This window comes from Frankia sp. AgB32, assembly GCF_023243045.1.
Classification (GTDB): domain Bacteria; phylum Actinomycetota; class Actinomycetes; order Frankiales; family Frankiaceae; genus Frankia.
Map to the genome: position 1 here is coordinate 14,399 of NZ_JALKFX010000014.1, position 15,829 is coordinate 30,227.

Below are 15,829 nucleotides of genomic sequence, written 5' to 3' on the forward strand. Positions count from 1 at the left end.
TGTTTCGAGCTGTCGGACGGCCCGTTCGGCGTTGTGAAACCACGGCAGACGAGACGAGGACGACGATGACCACGACCGCCTACACCGTCACCGGCATGACCTGCGGCCACTGTGCCCAGTCGGTGACCGAGGAGCTGGAGCGGCTGCCCGCGGTGTCGAACGTCGAGGTCGATCTCGAGGGCGGCCGGGTGACGGTGGTCAGCGCGGACGCGCTCGCGGATGGTGACGTCCGGGCTGCTGTCGTGGAGGCCGGATTCGAGCTGGTCGGGCGGGTCTGACGCCCGAGTGGAGGAGCACGGGATGACCACCATCGGCGTCGGTTCCACGGGGCCGGGTCGAGTCGAGCTCGCGATCGGCGGGATGACCTGCTCGTCCTGCGCGGCGCGGGTGGAACGCAAACTCAATCGGCTCGACGGCGTCTCCGCCTCGGTGAACTACGCCACAGAGAAAGCCACCGTCACCTTCGTCGCGGGCGCGGAGCCGCTCGCCGCCGAGCCGGTGACGGTCGAGGAGCTGATCCGGACGGTGCAGGCCGCCGGCTACTCGGCGAGCCTGCCGGCCCGCCCGCCGATGCCCCGGGTGGAACCACCCGCCACCGGCGGCGGCCTGGACAAGGCGCCCGGACCGGAGCCCGAGGGGCAGCCCGAGCGGCCGGGCGCGGACGGGTCCGCCGGCGCGGACCCGCGGGCGCTGCGCCGCCGGCTGGTCGTCTCCACGCTGCTCGCGGTGCCGGTGGTGGTGCTGGCGATGGTGCCGCCCTGGCAGTTCGACTACTGGCAGTGGGTCAGCCTGGGCCTGACGATTCCCGTGGTGTGCTGGGGCGGCTGGCCGTTCCACGCCGCCGCGGCGCGCGCGGCCCGGCACGGCGCCGCCACCATGGACACCCTGGTGTCCGTCGGTACGCTCGCGGCCTTCGGCTGGTCGCTCTACGCGCTGATCTTCGGCGGCGCCGGCGCGCCCGGCCTGCGGCACCCGTTCTCGTTCACCGGTCCGATGGCCGATCTCGGCGCCGGCGCGGCGGCGGCCGGTCACGACACGATGACCATGGGTGCCGAGAACGGCGGTGGTGCCGCCACCGAGATCTACCTCGAGGTGGCCGCCGGGGTCACGGTGTTTCTGCTGACCGGGCGGTTCCTGGAGCTGCGGGCCCGGCGGCGATCCGGTGCGGCGCTGCGGGCGCTGCTGCATCTCGGCGCCAGCGAGGTGACGGTGCGCCGACCCGCGGAGATACCCGGCGGGCCCGCCGAGGTGCGGATTCCCATCGACGAGCTCCGCATCGGCGACGAGTTCGTCGTCCGTCCCGGGGAGAAAGTCGCGACCGACGGGGTCGTCCTCGACGGCATGTCCGCTGTCGACGCGAGCATGGTCACGGGCGAGTCGGTGCCGGTGGAGGTCGGCCCGGGGGACGCCGTTGTCGGGGCGACGGTCAACGCGGGCGGTCGCCTCGTCGTGCGGGCGACCCGGGTCGGCGCCGACACCCAGCTCGCCCGCATCGCGCGGCTGGTCGAGCAGGCTCAGAGCGGCAAGGCGCGCGTCCAGCGACTGGCCGACCGGATCTCGGCCGTGTTCGTCCCGGTGGTGATCGCGGCCGCGCTGGTCACCCTCGGCGCCTGGCTGCTGGCCGGGCAGCCCGCGACGGACGCCTTCACCGCCGCGGTCGCGGTGCTGATCATCGCCTGCCCGTGCGCGCTTGGCCTGGCGACGCCGACGGCGCTGCTGGTGGGCACGGGTCGGGGCGCCCAGCTCGGCATCCTCATCCGCGGCCCGGAGGTGCTGGAATCCACCCGCCGGGTGCGGACGGTGCTGCTGGACAAGACCGGGACGGTGACCACCGGCCGGATGCGGCTGAGCGCCGTGCACGCGGCGCCGGGGGAGGATGTCGCCGAGGTGCTGCGGATCGCCGGCGCGGCCGAGGACGCCAGCGAGCATCCGATCGGCCGGGCGATCGCCCAGGCGGCCCGCGCGGACGGCCCGCTGCCGCCCGTCCTGGACTTCACCGGAGACGCCGGGCTCGGCGTGCGCGGCACCGTCGAGGGCCGGGCCGTGGTCGTCGGCCGGGATCTGCTCTTCGGTGAGCTGCCGGCGCCCCTGTCCGACGCGCTGGTGACGGAGCGGGGACTCGGCCGCACCGCGGTCGCGGTCGCCTGGGACGGTCAGGTCCGTGGGCTGATCAGCGTCGCCGACTCCGTCCGGCCCACTGCCGCAGCGGCGCTCGCCGCGCTGCGTGGGCTCGGCCTGCACCCGATGCTGCTCACCGGCGACTGCGCCGCCGTGGCACACGCGGTCGCGGCCGAGATCGGCATCCCGCCGACGGATGTGATCGCCGAGGTCCTGCCCGAGGAGAAGGTCGCGGTCGTCCGCCGGCTGCAGCAGCAGGGCCGGGCGGTCGCGATGGTCGGTGACGGCGTGAACGACGCCGCCGCCCTCGCCCAGGCCGACCTGGGGCTTGCCATGGGCGGCGGGACGGACGCGGCGATCGAGGCCTCCGACCTGACCCTGGTCAATGCCGACCCGCGGCTGATCGCCGACGCGATCCGGTTGTCCCGCGCGACGTTGCGGACGATTCGCGGAAACCTCTTCTGGGCGTTCGCGTACAACGTCGCGGCGCTGCCGCTGGCCGCCGCCGGCCTGCTCAACCCGATGATCGCCGGTGCGGCGATGGCCTGCAGCTCGGTGTTCGTGGTGACGAACAGCCTGCGGCTGCGTCGGTTCGGCGCGCGCTGGGGCGACCCGGGCGCTGTCGGAGCGCCCACCGCGGCCGAGCGGACCGACTCGGCACCTGCCCGGCGGCCCTAGCGCCGCCGGGCCGCGTGTCGCTCAGCTCGCGGGCGCTTCCAGCCGGGGAAAGACCGGCGTCGGCTCGGCGACGTGGTCACCGCCGTCGCCGCACTGGGCGGCGATGCGCGGTGCCGCGTCAGGCAGGAACGGCAGCAGGTGCGCCGCGAGGTCACGGCAGGTCGCGACCAGCTCGGCGAGCACGGCGTCGAGGGCCGCCGCAGGCGCGTCCTCCTTGCGCTCGGCCTTCGCCAGCTCCCAGGGCTTCGCCGCCTCGACGTAGCGGTTGCCCTCGTTGCCGATCGCCGTGATGACCTCGGCGGCCCGGCGGAAGTCGAACGCGGTGAACGCCGCGTCGATCGTCGCCGCGGCCTGCTCGCGGACCGCCCGCAGCGCCGCGGCCGCCGGGTTGTCCGCGGCGACCGGTGGGATCAGCCCGTCCCGGTAGCGCCGGACCATCGACACCGTCCGGTTGACCAGGTTGCCGATGTTGTTGGCGAGGTCCTCGTTGGCCCGGGTGAGCAGCCGCTCGGTGGTGTAGTCGGTGTCGCCGCTGCGGGCGACGTCGCGCAGCATCCACCAGCGCAGAGCGTCGGTGTTGTAGGCGGCGACGATGTCCGCCGGGTCCTCCGCGTTGCCGGCCGACTTGGAGATCTTGGCACCGTCGGCGGTGAGGTACTCGTGCACGAAGATGGTGTCCGGCAGGCGCACCCCGGCCGAGAGCAGCATCGCCGGCCAGTACACGGCGTGGAAACGGATGATGCCCTTGCCGATGACGTGCACGCGGGCGTCGCTGTCGTTCCACCAGTGCTGGAACGTCGCATCGTCGCTGCCGTAGCCCGGCGCGGTGATGTAGTTGCCGAGCGCGTCGAACCAGACGTAGATGACCTGGTCGGGGTCGCCCGGCACGGGGATGCCCCAGCCGCGGGCCCGGGTCATGCTCCGCGAGGCGCTGAAGTCCTCGAGCCCGGCCTCGATGAACGACAGCACCTCGCGCTTGCGGGTCGCCGGCTCGATCCGCAGCTGGTCGGTGGAGATCAGTTCGCGCAACTGGTCCTGGTACCGGCTGAGCCGGAAGAACCAGTTGCTCTCCTCGACCAGGTCCGGGACGGTGCCGTGCTCCGGGCAGCGACCATCGACGAGCTCGTCGGGCTGGTAGAACAGCTCACAGCCGACGCAGTACAGGCCGGCATAGCTCTTGCGGTAGAAGTCGCCGCGCTCGGCGCAGGCCGCCCACAGCTTCTCGACCCCCGGCCGGTGCCGAGGGTCGGTGCTGGTCTTGATGAAGTCGTCGAAGGACAGCCCGAGCGGCTCCCGCAGGGAGATGAACCGGGCGGCGACCCGGTCGACATACTCGACGGGGGTGATGCCCTCGGCCTCGGCGCTCTGGACGTTCTTCAGCGCGTTGTCGTCGGTTCCGGTCTGGAACCGGACCTCGTCACCGCGTGCCCGCAGGTGCCGGGCGTACGCGTCCGTCTCGACCAGCTCCAGCGCGTGCCCCACGTGCGGCTTGCCGTTGACGTACGGAATGGCCGTCGTCACGAAGTAGCGACCCATCGGTTTCGGATCCTTCCGCCCCGGCCGCTGCCTCGTCGACGAGGCTCCGTCGGGGCCTCATCGGTGGTCTGTCAGGACGCGCGGAGAAGGCCGGATGGCATGTGCATCATCCGGCGGCTCGCCGTCTGGGCGGTGACCCGTGTCGTCGACACAGGGAAATCCTACCCGCGCCAGACGGCGGTGCACGTCCCCGAGATCAGAGCGACCGCTGGTAGGTCCGGAAGGCTCGGGCGGCCAGCGCACCCGTCGCCACGGCCAGCGCCGCCAGCGCGCCGAGTCGCCAGCCGGCGGCCGTCCAGTCCGGGTCCGCGCCGAGCGCCTCCCGACCGGCGGTGATGGCCCAGTCCACCGGGTTGTAGCGGGCCACGGTCGCGATCCAGCCCGGGAGCAGGTCCCGGGGCATCATCGCGGACGACAGGAACGTCAGCGGCAGCACGATGAACTGCGACGCGGCGATCAGCGACTCCTCGTTGCGCACCAGCAGCGCGAGCGTGATCGAAAGTCCGGAGATGAACGCTGCCAGCAGGACCGCGGCGACGAGCAGCACCAGTGCCCCGGCGGGCCCGGACCGGAAGTGGGTACCGAGCGCCCAGCCCAGCACGACGATGATCACCGTCTGGATGGTGATCATAACCGCCTGGTAGGCGATCGGCCCGGCCACCAGGGCACCGCGCCGGGCCGGCGAGGTCAGCAGCCGGTCCATCACCCCGCCCTCCATGTCCTGGATGAAGCCCATTCCGGCCCACCCCGAGGTGAAGAGCGCCGTCATCGCGACCACACCCGGCGTGAGGTAGCCGAGGTACGAGCGCCCGCCGTCGAATCCGGGGACGTCCGCCACGTGCCGGAACAGCGAGCCGAACAGCGGCAGCCAGATCACCGCCTGCATCAGGCTGATCGACAGGTAGGCGGGCTGGCGGCCCAGCAGCCGAAGATGGCGCATGAGCACGGCACCGAACTGGGTGCCGAACGACGCCTCCGGCGCCGGTGTCGCGGTGAGCTCAGCGGTCATCGTCCCGCCTCCCTGGCAGTGCCGGTGCCGGCACCGGTGTCGGCGGTGAAGCGGTGGCCGACATAGCGGAGATAGACGTCGTCGAGGGACGGGCGGGCGACGGTGGCGGAGGAGACGGCCAGACCCGTCCCGCCGACCGCCGCGAACACCGCCGGCAGGGTTCCCGCGCCGTCGGCGACCCGGGCGTGCAGCCGGCGGCCGACCACGCGCACCTCGTGGACGGCGTCGAGCGCCAGCAGCCGTTCGCGCAGCCTGGTGACTGCGGCCGGTCCGGGTCCGCCGGAATCGTCCAGCTCGCCGGCGAGCTCCAGCTCGAGGGCGTCGCCGCGCAGTTCGCTCTTCAACCCGTCCGGGCTGCCCTCGACGACGATCCGGCCGCCCTCGATCAGCGCCACCCGGGCGGCGAGCCGGTCGGCCTCCTCCAGGTAGTGGGTGGTCAGCAGGATCGTCAGTCCCTCGGTGGTGAGCCGGGAGATCTCCGCCCACATGGCGCTGCGGGCCTGCGGGTCGAGCCCGGTGGTCGGCTCGTCGAGGAAGAGCACCGCCGGGCGGTGCACCAGCCCGATCGCCACGTCGAGGCGGCGCAGCATCCCGCCCGAGTAGGTGCGCGCCAGCCGGTCCGCGGGCGCGGCGAGGTCGAACTGGTCGAGCAGCTCGCTGACCCGCGACCGCGCCGCCCGGCCGGTCAGGCCGTGCAGGTACGCCTGGAGCACGAGGTTCTCCCGGCCGGTGGCCTCCGGGTCCACGCCGGACTTCTGGGTGACCACGCCGATGGCCCGGCGCACCCGCCCGGCCTGGCGGCGCACGTCGTAGCCGGCGACGCTGGCCCGCCCGCCGTCCGGGCTGGTCAGCGTGGTCAGGATGCGCACTGTCGTCGACTTGCCGGCGCCGTTCGGCCCCAGTAGTCCGAACACCGTGCCGGCGGGCACGGTGAACCCGGCTCCCGACAGGGCGCGCACGGGTGGCGCACCCCGTCGTCCCGGATAGGTCTTGACCAGCTCGTGGGCCTCGACGGCGGGCGCGGCGGAACCGCTCGCGGAGAGTCTCTTCGGTGGTTCGTCGGCGACCGTACGGATCGCGGACGACGAGGTGGGTGGCATGACGTGACCTCTCGGCCTCTCGGGGCGGCCGGTGGAACGGCCGCGAGCGCGGACGTTCCACCGGCGTGGTGGTCGGGCGGACGGGGACGTCCGCGCACCAGCCGAGAGGGACCGACGCCGACTATCGTCGACGGTGCGGAAGGTTGCCGGGCCCTCGTCGGCCAGGTGCCTGCTGAAAGCCGGTCTCCCGGGTGGGTGCGCCAACACCTGCCCGGGAGACCGGTCCGGCACTACGTCATCGGGCCCTCCACGCGGCTCGGGGTGGCGGGCCCGTCCAGCAGCTCTCGCGGGGCCGGTGCCGACAGGTTCGCGGTCATCCGGTCGAGCTCCCGGCGCAGTTGTGGGTTCGCCTCGGCCCACCGGCCGCCGTCGAGCTGCTCGCGGACCTCGGCGAGCCGCTCGGCGTTGCCGGCGTCGCCGGGTTCGGCGTGGAAGAGCTCCCACAGCTCGAGGCCGTCGAGGGTCCGCGCGCGGATCTGTTCGAGCAGCCCGTCGACGAAGTCGAGCTCCGCCTGCCGCAGCGCTCGGACGTAGCCCGCCTCCAGGCTGAACAGCTGCGGCAGGCCCTCGCGCTCGACCAGGGTCTGGGTGGCGTGCTCCGCCTCGACCTCCGCCACCAGCCGCGAGCGCCGCTCCGCCAGCAGGCGGACCGCATCGCTCGGGGCGAGCACGGGGAGCAGCGTCAGCGCGGCCTCGAACCGGGTGTGCTCCTTGATCGGCGTGGAGAGCAGCTCCGCCATCCAGTCGTAGAGCTCGACCCGACCCGGCTCGGTGAGCGCGTAGATCGTTCGCTCCGGCCGCCGGCCCTCGCGCACCGTGTGGGTCGCCACGATGAATCCGGCCCGGACCAGCGCCTCCACCACGGAGTACAACGAGCCGTAGTTGAGCTTGATGCTCTTTTCCTTGTTCCGCTCGCGCATCGTCGAGGACATCTCGTACGGGTGCATCGGTCGCTCGCTCAGCAGGGCCAGGACGGCCAGGGCCAGCGGGTTGGACACCTTGCGACGACCCACGATCGACCCTCCCCGTCGGCGCCGGGCGCTCACCACACGGCACTCGGATACTCGACATCGAGTATCCGGGCACGGGTACAAAGCGTCAAGGAACCGGCAGAACCATGATCGCGATGAGAATCCTCACACCCGACCGGGTGCGTGTCTCGCGTCACCATGGCAAAAGACCCGCGCCGTCCGGCGAACCCCCAGGTGGGGGTCTTCCCCCAGGCCAGTCCCGCCTGCCGATCAACCGATGGCGGCGAGGCACCGCGAGGGCGGGCCGGGCAGTATCGGGTCAACATATTCATGACGCTCCGCCGTCCAGCCCGCTGTCGGGTTCGCAGCCCCGTGGGGCAACGGCGCACATGCCGCCGCCGGTGGGCGGCCGGGGCAAACCCCCGCCCACCGGCGGCTCCCACCGCCGGCTCCCACCGCCGGCACGGGCCGGCCACCCGGAGGCGGACGTGCGCCTGACCACGCGGAGCGCGGGACGCGAGACGGACCTGCGAGGATCGGGGGCATGGTGGTTCCCTCCGCCGCGCCGGCCTCCGAGGAGCTGTTCCGGCGCGCCGAGCGTGTAGTTCCCGGCGGGGTCAACTCCCCGGTCCGTGCCTTCCGAGCGGTCGGCGGCAGCCCGCGGTTCATGGTGTCCGGCGACGGCCCCTACCTGACCGACGCGGACGGCCGAACCTACGTCGACCTCGTCTGTTCCTGGGGGCCGATGATCCTCGGCCACGCCCATCCCGCGGTCGTCGAGGCGGTGACCCGGGCGGTGTCGGCCGGCACCAGCTTCGGCACCCCGACGGCCGGCGAGGTCGAGCTCGCCGAGCTGATCGTGGAGCGGGTCGGGCCGGTGGAGAAGGTGCGGCTGGTCAACTCCGGCACCGAGGCGACGATGAGCGCGGTGCGTCTCGCCCGTGGCTTCACCGGCCGGTCGACCATCATCAAGTTCGCCGGCTGCTATCACGGGCACGTCGACGCGCTGCTCGCCGCGGCCGGCTCCGGGGTGGCCACCCTGGGGCTGCCCGACACCCCCGGAGTGACCGGCGCCGCGACGGCCGACACCATCGTGCTGCCCTACAACGATCTCGCCCTCGTGGAGGCGGTGTTCGCCGAGCGCGGCGAGACGATCGCCGCCGTCATCACCGAGGCCGCCGCGGCCAACATGGGGGTCGTCCCGCCGCTGCCCGGCTTCAACGCCGGCCTGCGCCGGCTGTGTGACATCCACGGCGCGCTGCTCATCCTCGACGAGGTGATGACCGGCTTCCGGATCTCCCGCGCCGGCTGGTGGGGCATCGAGGGTGCCCTCGAGGACTGGTCGCCCGACCTGTTCACCTTCGGCAAGGTGATGGGCGGCGGCCTGCCGGCGGCGGCGTTCGGCGGCCGGGCCGACGTGATGTCGAGGCTCGCGCCCGCCGGCCCCGTCTACCAGGCCGGCACCCTGTCCGGGAACCCGATCGCGGTCGCCGCGGGTCTCGCCACTCTGCGGGCCTGCACCGACGAGGTCTACGCCACCGTCGACGCGCGGGCCGGCGACGTCGCCGGCATCGTGTCCACCGCGCTCACCGAGCAGGGCGTGGCCCATCTGCCGAGCAGCGCCGGCTCGCTGTTCAGCTTCTTCTTCACCGAGGCCGCCGCCGTGATCGACTACGCCGCCGCGCAGGAGCAGAACACCGCCCGGTACGCCGCCTTCTTCCACAGCATGCTCGACGCGGGGATCTACCTGCCGCCGTCGGCGTTCGAGGCGTGGTTCGTCTCCGCGGCCCACGACGACGCGGTGATGGAACGCATCGCTGCCGCGGCGCCCGCCGCGGCCCGCGCCGCGGCGGCGGTTCCCGAACCGGCGTCCGCCGCCGGAGTGGGCGGAGGCCGCGCGTGAGCGCCCCCGCGGGCGGCAGCCCGACCAGGGTCCACCTGGTCCGCCACGGCGAGGTCTTCAACCCCGGCAAGGTCCTCTATGGCCGACTGCCCGGCTTCGGACTGTCCGACAAGGGCCAGAACCAGGCCAAGGTCACCGCGGAGTTCCTCGCTGGTCTGGACGTCGCGGCCGTGGTGGCGAGCCCCCTGGACCGGGCCCAACAGACCGCCGCGCCGATCGCGGCCGCCCACGGCCTGACCATCGACGTCGATCCACGCCTGATCGAGAGCCGCAACGCCTTCGAGGGCCGCACCTTCGAGGCCGGACCGGCCGTCCTGCGCTATCCCCGGATGTGGCGGTTGCTCGTCAACCCGTTCGAACCGTCCTGGGGCGAGCCCTACGTCGAGATCGCCGAGCGGATGCTGGCCGCCGTCGCCGAGTGGCGCGACGCCCACCCCGGTCGGCACGTGGTGCTGGTCAGTCACCAGCTCCCGGTGTGGACGACGCGCCGGGCGCTGGAAGGGCTGCGGCTGTGGCACCGCCCCGACCGGCGCCAGTGCGCCCTCGCGAGCGTCACCACGGCGGTCTACCAGGGCGAGCGACTCACCGGAGTCGAGTACGCCGAGCCCAACGGCCCGACCGGCAACACCCCCGGCTCGGTCGGCGCCTGACCGGCACGGGCCTGGCGGCGGCGCTGCCGGTACTGCGCTGCCCGGTGTGCGCCGCGACGCTGCGGCTGGCCGACGGCCAGGTGCGCTGCGCTGCCGGGCACGGCTACGACCTTGGTCGCGGCGGCTACCTCAACCTGCGAACCGGACGGGCGCGCCGGATCACCGGGGACGGCGCGGAGATGGTCGCCGCGCGCGAGGCGTTCCTCGGCGCGGGCCACTACCGCCCGCTCACCGACCGGCTGGGCGAGCTCGCCGCGGCCTCGAGTGGTGACCAGCCGGCCCCGACGGTCCTGGAGATCGGTGCCGGTACCGGCCAGCACCTCGCCGGCGTGCTGGCGGCCCTGCCCGCCGGCGCGGGCGGCATCGCGGTCGACGTGTCCCGCCACGCGCTGCGCCGCGCGGCCCGGGCCCATCCCCGGATCGGCGCCGTCGGCTTCGACGCGGCGGCCGCCTGGCCCGTCGCCGACCACAGCGTGCACGTGCTGCTGGACGTCTTCGCCCCGCGCCACCCGGCCGAGATGCACCGGGTGCTGCACCCGGCCGGGACGCTGCTGGTCGTCACCCCGGCTCCGGGCCATCTCGCCGAGCTGCGCGGCCCGCTCGGCCTGGTCGGCATCCAGCCGGACAAGGGTGAGCGGCTCGACGAGCGGATCGCCAGCCGGTTCGAGCCGGAGACGACCGAGTGCCTCGACGTCCCCCTGGCACTGTCCGTGGCGCAGACCGTCGACCTGGCCATGATGGGCCCCACCGGCCATCACCTCGCCCCTGACGACCTGCGCGCCCGGGCCGAGGCGCGGTGGGCCGCCGGCCAGGTGTCAGCGACCGCGTGCTTCCAGGTTCGCCGCTACCGGCCCATCCGGGTCGCGCCGTGACCGCGACGACACGTCCTGCCGGGCTGCGCGCTGCCGACCTGGGCGGGGCGGTGACCTCCCGGTAGGCGCGGACGACGGCCGAGGGCGCGTGGGGAACCACACGCGCGCCTGCCGGTCTCGGCGCCTACGCTGAGTTGAGTTCTACAGTTGGTCGTAGACGGGTGCCGGGAGCGGAAGGGGCGGGGCACATACTGAAGGGCGTGGCGAAGAAGGGACGGCGGTCCGCGTCTGGTGACGGGTCGGACGCGCCGCGGAGGAATCGTGCCCGAAGGGGCGTCCGGCCGGCAGCGGTGCTCGCGCTGGGGCTGGTGCTGGCGCTCGCGGGGACGCTGACTGCCTGCTCCACCAGCGGCAACGCGGCCGACGCGACCGGCGGAGACGGCTACGGCTTCGTCCAGCAGGCCGCCGGGAAGGACTTCGTGCCCGCCGGCAAACGGCACGCGGCGCCCTCGTTGTCCGGCCAGAACCTCGACGGCGAGGCGATCAGCGTCGCCGCCTATCGCGGGAAGATCGTCGTTCTCAACTTCTGGGCCTCGTGGTGCGCCCCCTGCCGGGCGGAGTCTCCGGGCCTGGCGAAGCTCGCCAAGGCCAACCCGCAGGTGGCCTTCCTGGGCGTCAACGAGAAGGACTCCGTGTCCAGCGCCAAGGCCTTCGCCCGCGACGCCGGCACCCCCTATCCGAGCATCGTCGACCGGCTGGGCACGCTGGCAGCGGGCTGGCCGGTGGCCCTGGGCCTGCCGTCGACCATCGTGCTCGACCCGCAGGGGCGGATCGCCGCCCGGTTCACCGGGGGCGTGCTGCCCGAGGACGTGAGCCCGGTGCTGACCCGGCTGCGGGCCGAGACGTGAGTGCGGTCGGGCTTGTCACTGATGGGCCGGTTCTGCTGGCCGCACCGGTCGCCGCCGCCGCCGGGCTGTTGTCGTTCCTGTCTCCCTGTGTGCTGCCCCTGGTCCCCGGCTATCTGAGCTTCGTCACGGGACTGTCCGGCGAGGAACTACAGGACCAGGGACGGGACCGACCGGCGGACGCCGGGGCCGCGTTCGCGACGGGCGCCGCCCGGCCGGTCACCGTCGGGGTGGGTGCGGGTGTCGGGGGCGCAGCCGTCGTCGGGGTGACCGGCGGCGGGGGAGTCGGCGCGACCGATCGGTTCGCGGGCCTCGCGCCGCGGTTGCAGCGGCTGCGGGTCGGTGGCCGGGTGGCGGCTGGCACGGGCCTGTTCGTGCTCGGTTTCACGCTGGTGTTCGTCTCCTACGGCGCGGCGTTCGGCGGGCTCGGCCAGTGGCTGAACCGCCACCAGGTCGGCGTCAGCCAGGTGCTCGGCGCCGTCACCATCGTGATGGGCCTCGCCTTCGCCGGAGTCTTCTCGCGGATGTCCTGGGCGAACCGGGAGTGGCGCTTCCACCGGATGCCGCGTCCCGGGCTGCTGGGCGCACCCGTGCTCGGCGTGCTGTTCGGCCTGGGCTGGACGCCCTGCCTCGGCCCGACGCTGTCGGCGGTGCTGGGGCTGGCGGTGACGAGCGCGACGGCCGGGCGCGGGGCGTTCCTGTCCGCCGCCTACTGCCTTGGGCTCGGGCTGCCGTTCCTCGTCGTCGGGCTCGCCTTCCGACGTGCTGTCGGCGCCCTTCGCCTGCTCCGGCGGCATGCCCGCGCACTGTCCCTGGCGGGCGGTGCGCTGCTCGTCGCGGTGGGGCTTCTGCAACTCACCGGGGAGTGGGCTGATCTGATCGCCCACCTGCGGCCTTACACCCCCGGCTTCTCGGAGACGCCGCTGTGACCTCGCCAACCCGATCCACCAGTACCGCCGCGCAGCGGCCGGACGGACCGGACGGACCGGACGGACCGGACCAGGAGGCGGTCGGGTTCGACCCGGACGCCTCGGCCGCGCGCCGGTTGCCCGACGGGCACGCCGACGGGCGCGCCGCGGTCGCCCCGGACGCGTTCGCGCCGCCCGAGCGGCCCGGCGGTGCGCCGCAACCCGCCGACGGCGCCAGGCCGGTTGCGGCGGGGAACGCCGCAACCGGTTCCGGTCGACGCCGGGCGCTGGCTCTCGTCATCAGATCCTGGCGGCAGCTCACCAGCATGCGCACGGCGTTGTTGCTGCTGTTCCTGCTCGCGCTCGCCGCGGTGCCGGGTTCGCTGCTGCCGCAGCGCAACATCAACCCGATGCGGGTGGAGCAGTACCTCGCCGCCCATCCGACGCTCGGGCCGCTGCTGGACCGGTTCTCCGGTTTCGACGTGTTCAGCTCGCCCTGGTTCGCGGCGATCTACCTGCTGCTGTTCATCTCGCTGATCGGCTGCCTGTCCTCGCGGATCCGCTGGCATGCGCGAGCCCTGTTCACCGCGCCGCCGAAGGCGCCCGCGCGGCCGGGTCGGCTGCCCGGCGGCAGTTCGTGGACCAGCTCCCTGCCACCCGCCGAGGCCCTGGTCGCGGCCCGCGCCGCGCTGCGCGGGCGGCGGTTCCGGGCGAGCGTGGCCGCGCCGGGCGCGCGCCGCCCGGACGGGTCGCCCGACCACTCCGTCGCGGCCGAGAAGGGCTACCTGCGGGAGACCGGCAACCTGCTCTTCCACGTCGCCCTGGTCGGGCTGCTCGCGGCGGTCGGCTTCGGATCCTGGTTCGGGTACTCGGGAACCACTCTCGTCGTGAACGGCGACGGGTTCGCGAACACGGTCATCTCCTACGACCAGTTCAGCGGCGGCAAGCTCGTCGACGCCGCGAAGCTTCGCCCGTTCTCCCTGACGCTCAACCGCTTCCAGGCGTCCTACGAGCCGAACGGCGAGCCGAGGGACTTCCGTGCCGACGTCGCCTACTCCGACGACCTGAACGCGCCGACGCGTCCGGCGACCATCCGGGTCAACCATCCGCTGGTCATCGGCAACACCAAGATCTACCTCATCGGGCATGGCTACGCTCCGCACTTCGTCCTGCGCAACGTGAAGGGCACCGTCGTCTGGCAGGGCAACGTGCCCTGCACGCCGCGTGACGGGATGTTCACGTCCACCTGCACGATCAAGATCCCGGACACCGGCCTGCCGCCGACGGGCTCGCCGCGGCGACCCCAGCAGCTCGCCTTCAGCGGCGTGTTCACGCCGACGACGCACCTCGACCCGGCACGCGGCTATGTCTCGATCTTCCCGGCGGCGACGGCCCCCGGGCTGACGATCACCGGTTTCGTCGGCAACCTGCACCTCGACGAGGGCGTGCCGCAGAACGTCTACACCGTGGACACCAGGGACATGAAGCAGATCTCCCTGTCCGGCCCGGCCGGGGCCGGACGCACCGCGCAGGTGCTGGCGCTGGCCAACCCGCGCCAGCGCACGCTCACCGGGCTGCCCGGCGGGATGAGCCTGGAGGCGGACTCCGTCGCGGAGTTCGCCACGTTCCAGGTGAAGTCCGACCCGTTCAAGCGGGAGGCGTTGCTGTTCGCGGTGCTCATCATCGTCGGACTGATCGCCAGCCTGCGGGTGCGCCGGCGCCGGGTGTGGGTGCGGGCGCGGCCCGCCGCGACCGGCGACGGATCGGTGGTCGAGATCGGCGGGCTGTCCCGGTCGCACGGCGACGGCTTCGCGGTCGAGCTGGGCCAGCTCACCACCCTGGTCCGAGAAGCCACCCTGGTCCCGGACGCTGCCGAGGTGGCGCCGGACGGCGGCGCCACCGAGGTGGCGCCGGACAGCACGGAAGCGCGTGGCGCCCCAGTTGGTGATGCCACGTCGAATGCCAGCGAACAGGAGCACTGATGGCGGTCAACGACGGCATCTCCAGCCTGTCCGATCATCTGTTTGGCTGCGGGATGGCGGCCTACGCCGCCGCCATGCTCGGCTACGCGGCCGAGTTCGCCTTCAGCCGGCTGGGAACGCGCCAGACCGACGCGGAGGTGGCGGCGCAGGCGACGGCGGAAGTTCCCGCAGCCCGGGCGGCGGCCGACCGGCCGGGGGTGCTCGTCGGCGCCGGCGCCGCCGTCGGCGCGGGCGGGGAGGCGGACCCGGCGGTGCCGACGGCGGCGGACCGGGCCCGGGAGATCGAGGCGGCGCGCCGACGGGACCAGGCCGCGCACACCCTGGCCGCGGGCAACGACGGGGACGTCGATGTGCCGGCCCGCGCCCGGTGGGTCGGGCGGATCGCCGTGGGGCTCACCGTCCTCGGCTGGGCGCTGCACCTGTCCTCGGTCGTCACCCGCGGGATCGCGGCGGACCGGGTGCCCTGGGGCAACATGTACGAGTACTCGTCGATGATCTGCCTGATCGCGGTCACGACGTTCCTCGGCCTGATGATCCGGCACAACGTCCGTTGGCTGGGCGTGTTCGTCATGGTGCCGACCGTGCTGTACCTCGGTTTCGCCGGCACGGTTCTCTACGTGGCGCCCGGCCCGCTCGTGCCGGCGCTGAACTCGTACTGGCTCAAGATCCACGTGGTCGGGGCGATCATGGCAAGCGGCGTGTTCCTCGTCTCCGCCGTGACCACCGTGCTGTTCCTGGTCAAGGAACGGTGGGAGAGCCGACTCGCCGAGGTGGCCGCCGGGCGCGCGGAGGCAAGTCGGGCGATGCAGAACCGGGGCGGGATCGTGATGCGCCTGCCGTCGTCGGCGGCGCTGGACACCCTCACCTATCGGATCATCGCGTTCGCGTTCCCGATCTGGACGTTCGCCATCATCGCCGGCGCGATCTGGGCGGAAGCGGCGTGGGGCCGCTACTGGGGCTGGGACCCCAAGGAGACCTGGTCGTTCATCACCTGGGTCTGCTACGCGGCCTACCTGCACGCGCGGGCCACGGCCGGCTGGCGGGGCCGGCGGGCGGCGGCCATCTCGCTGTTCGCCTTCGCGGCGCTGTTCGTCGACTACTACGTGGTGAACCTCGTCATCACGGGCCTGCACTCCTACGCCGGCGTCTGAGTCACACCGGCGTCTGAGTCACACCGGCGTCTGAGTCAGTCGGCGCCGCCCCCGCCCCGCGCCGGCGGGGCCGGGGGGGGGGGGGGGCCCGGGGGGGGGGGGGGGC

At 73.5% G+C, this 15,829-nt stretch carries 13 protein-coding genes; 9 read left to right on the forward strand and 4 right to left on the reverse strand.

Annotated elements, in window-relative coordinates; all coding sequences use genetic code 11:
* The first annotated feature begins 65 nt into the window (after positions 1 to 65).
* Positions 66 to 278: a heavy-metal-associated domain-containing protein gene (locus MXD60_RS06550; RefSeq protein ID WP_248818070.1), complete on the forward strand. Its 213-nt coding sequence runs from the start codon at positions 66 to 68 to the stop codon at positions 276 to 278.
* Between the two features lie 22 nt (positions 279 to 300).
* Positions 301 to 2,796, forward strand: coding sequence for a heavy metal translocating P-type ATPase (locus MXD60_RS06555; RefSeq protein WP_248818071.1), 2,496 nt, complete (start codon positions 301 to 303; stop codon positions 2,794 to 2,796).
* 21 nt (positions 2,797 to 2,817) lie between these two features.
* On the opposite strand, the gene MXD60_RS06560 is transcribed toward MXD60_RS06555, so the two are convergent.
* The 4 genes from MXD60_RS06560 to MXD60_RS06575 form a co-directional block, all read right to left on the reverse strand.
* Positions 2,818 to 4,332: a methionine--tRNA ligase gene (locus MXD60_RS06560; RefSeq protein ID WP_248818072.1), complete on the reverse strand. Its 1,515-nt coding sequence runs from the start codon at positions 4,330 to 4,332 to the stop codon at positions 2,818 to 2,820.
* Between the two features lie 196 nt (positions 4,333 to 4,528).
* Positions 4,529 to 5,341 carry an ABC transporter permease gene (locus MXD60_RS06565; RefSeq protein WP_248818073.1) on the reverse strand — a complete coding sequence of 271 codons (813 nt, stop codon included), beginning with the start codon at positions 5,339 to 5,341 and terminating at the stop codon, positions 4,529 to 4,531.
* Positions 5,338 to 6,441, reverse strand: coding sequence for an efflux ABC transporter ATPase subunit, DrrA-related (locus tag MXD60_RS06570; RefSeq protein WP_248818074.1), 1,104 nt, complete (start codon positions 6,439 to 6,441; stop codon positions 5,338 to 5,340). Before MXD60_RS06570 ends, MXD60_RS06565 begins: the two co-directional genes overlap by 4 nt.
* A 230-nt stretch (positions 6,442 to 6,671) precedes the next feature.
* Entirely contained in the window at positions 6,672 to 7,454 is a 783-nt protein-coding gene (locus tag MXD60_RS06575) for a PadR family transcriptional regulator (protein ID WP_248818075.1), read from the reverse strand.
* Positions 7,455 to 7,956: 502 nt separating this feature from the next.
* Between MXD60_RS06575 and hemL the strand changes: the two genes are divergently transcribed.
* The 7 genes from hemL (at position 7,957) to ccsB (ending at position 15,723) form a co-directional block, all read left to right on the forward strand.
* A complete protein-coding gene (hemL, locus tag MXD60_RS06580) occupies positions 7,957 to 9,315 on the forward strand; it encodes a glutamate-1-semialdehyde 2,1-aminomutase (RefSeq protein WP_248818076.1) in 1,359 nt (452 codons plus the stop codon).
* Positions 9,312 to 9,965: a histidine phosphatase family protein gene (locus tag MXD60_RS06585; RefSeq protein ID WP_248818077.1), complete on the forward strand. Its 654-nt coding sequence runs from the start codon at positions 9,312 to 9,314 to the stop codon at positions 9,963 to 9,965. Before hemL ends, MXD60_RS06585 begins: the two co-directional genes overlap by 4 nt.
* Before the next feature lie 44 nt (positions 9,966 to 10,009).
* Complete coding sequence (locus MXD60_RS06590; protein WP_248818078.1) at positions 10,010 to 10,837, forward strand: class I SAM-dependent methyltransferase; 828 nt, start codon at positions 10,010 to 10,012, stop codon at positions 10,835 to 10,837.
* Between the two features lie 290 nt (positions 10,838 to 11,127).
* Positions 11,128 to 11,685 (forward strand): TlpA family protein disulfide reductase, encoded by a 558-nt coding sequence (locus MXD60_RS06595; protein ID WP_248818079.1) that lies wholly within the window; start codon positions 11,128 to 11,130, stop codon positions 11,683 to 11,685.
* A complete protein-coding gene (locus MXD60_RS06600) occupies positions 11,682 to 12,611 on the forward strand; it encodes a cytochrome c biogenesis CcdA family protein (protein WP_248818080.1) in 930 nt (309 codons plus the stop codon). The genes MXD60_RS06595 and MXD60_RS06600 overlap by 4 nt, the downstream gene beginning before the upstream one ends.
* On the forward strand, positions 12,608 to 14,572 hold the full coding sequence (gene resB, locus MXD60_RS06605; RefSeq protein ID WP_518467473.1) for a cytochrome c biogenesis protein ResB: 1,965 nt from the start codon (positions 12,608 to 12,610) through the stop codon (positions 14,570 to 14,572). Before MXD60_RS06600 ends, resB begins: the two co-directional genes overlap by 4 nt.
* The gene (gene ccsB / locus MXD60_RS06610; RefSeq protein WP_248818081.1) at positions 14,572 to 15,723 is read left to right on the forward strand and encodes a c-type cytochrome biogenesis protein CcsB; all 1,152 of its coding nucleotides are present in this window, start codon (positions 14,572 to 14,574) and stop codon (positions 15,721 to 15,723) included. The genes resB and ccsB overlap by 1 nt, the downstream gene beginning before the upstream one ends.
* Positions 15,724 to 15,829 lie beyond the last annotated feature (106 nt).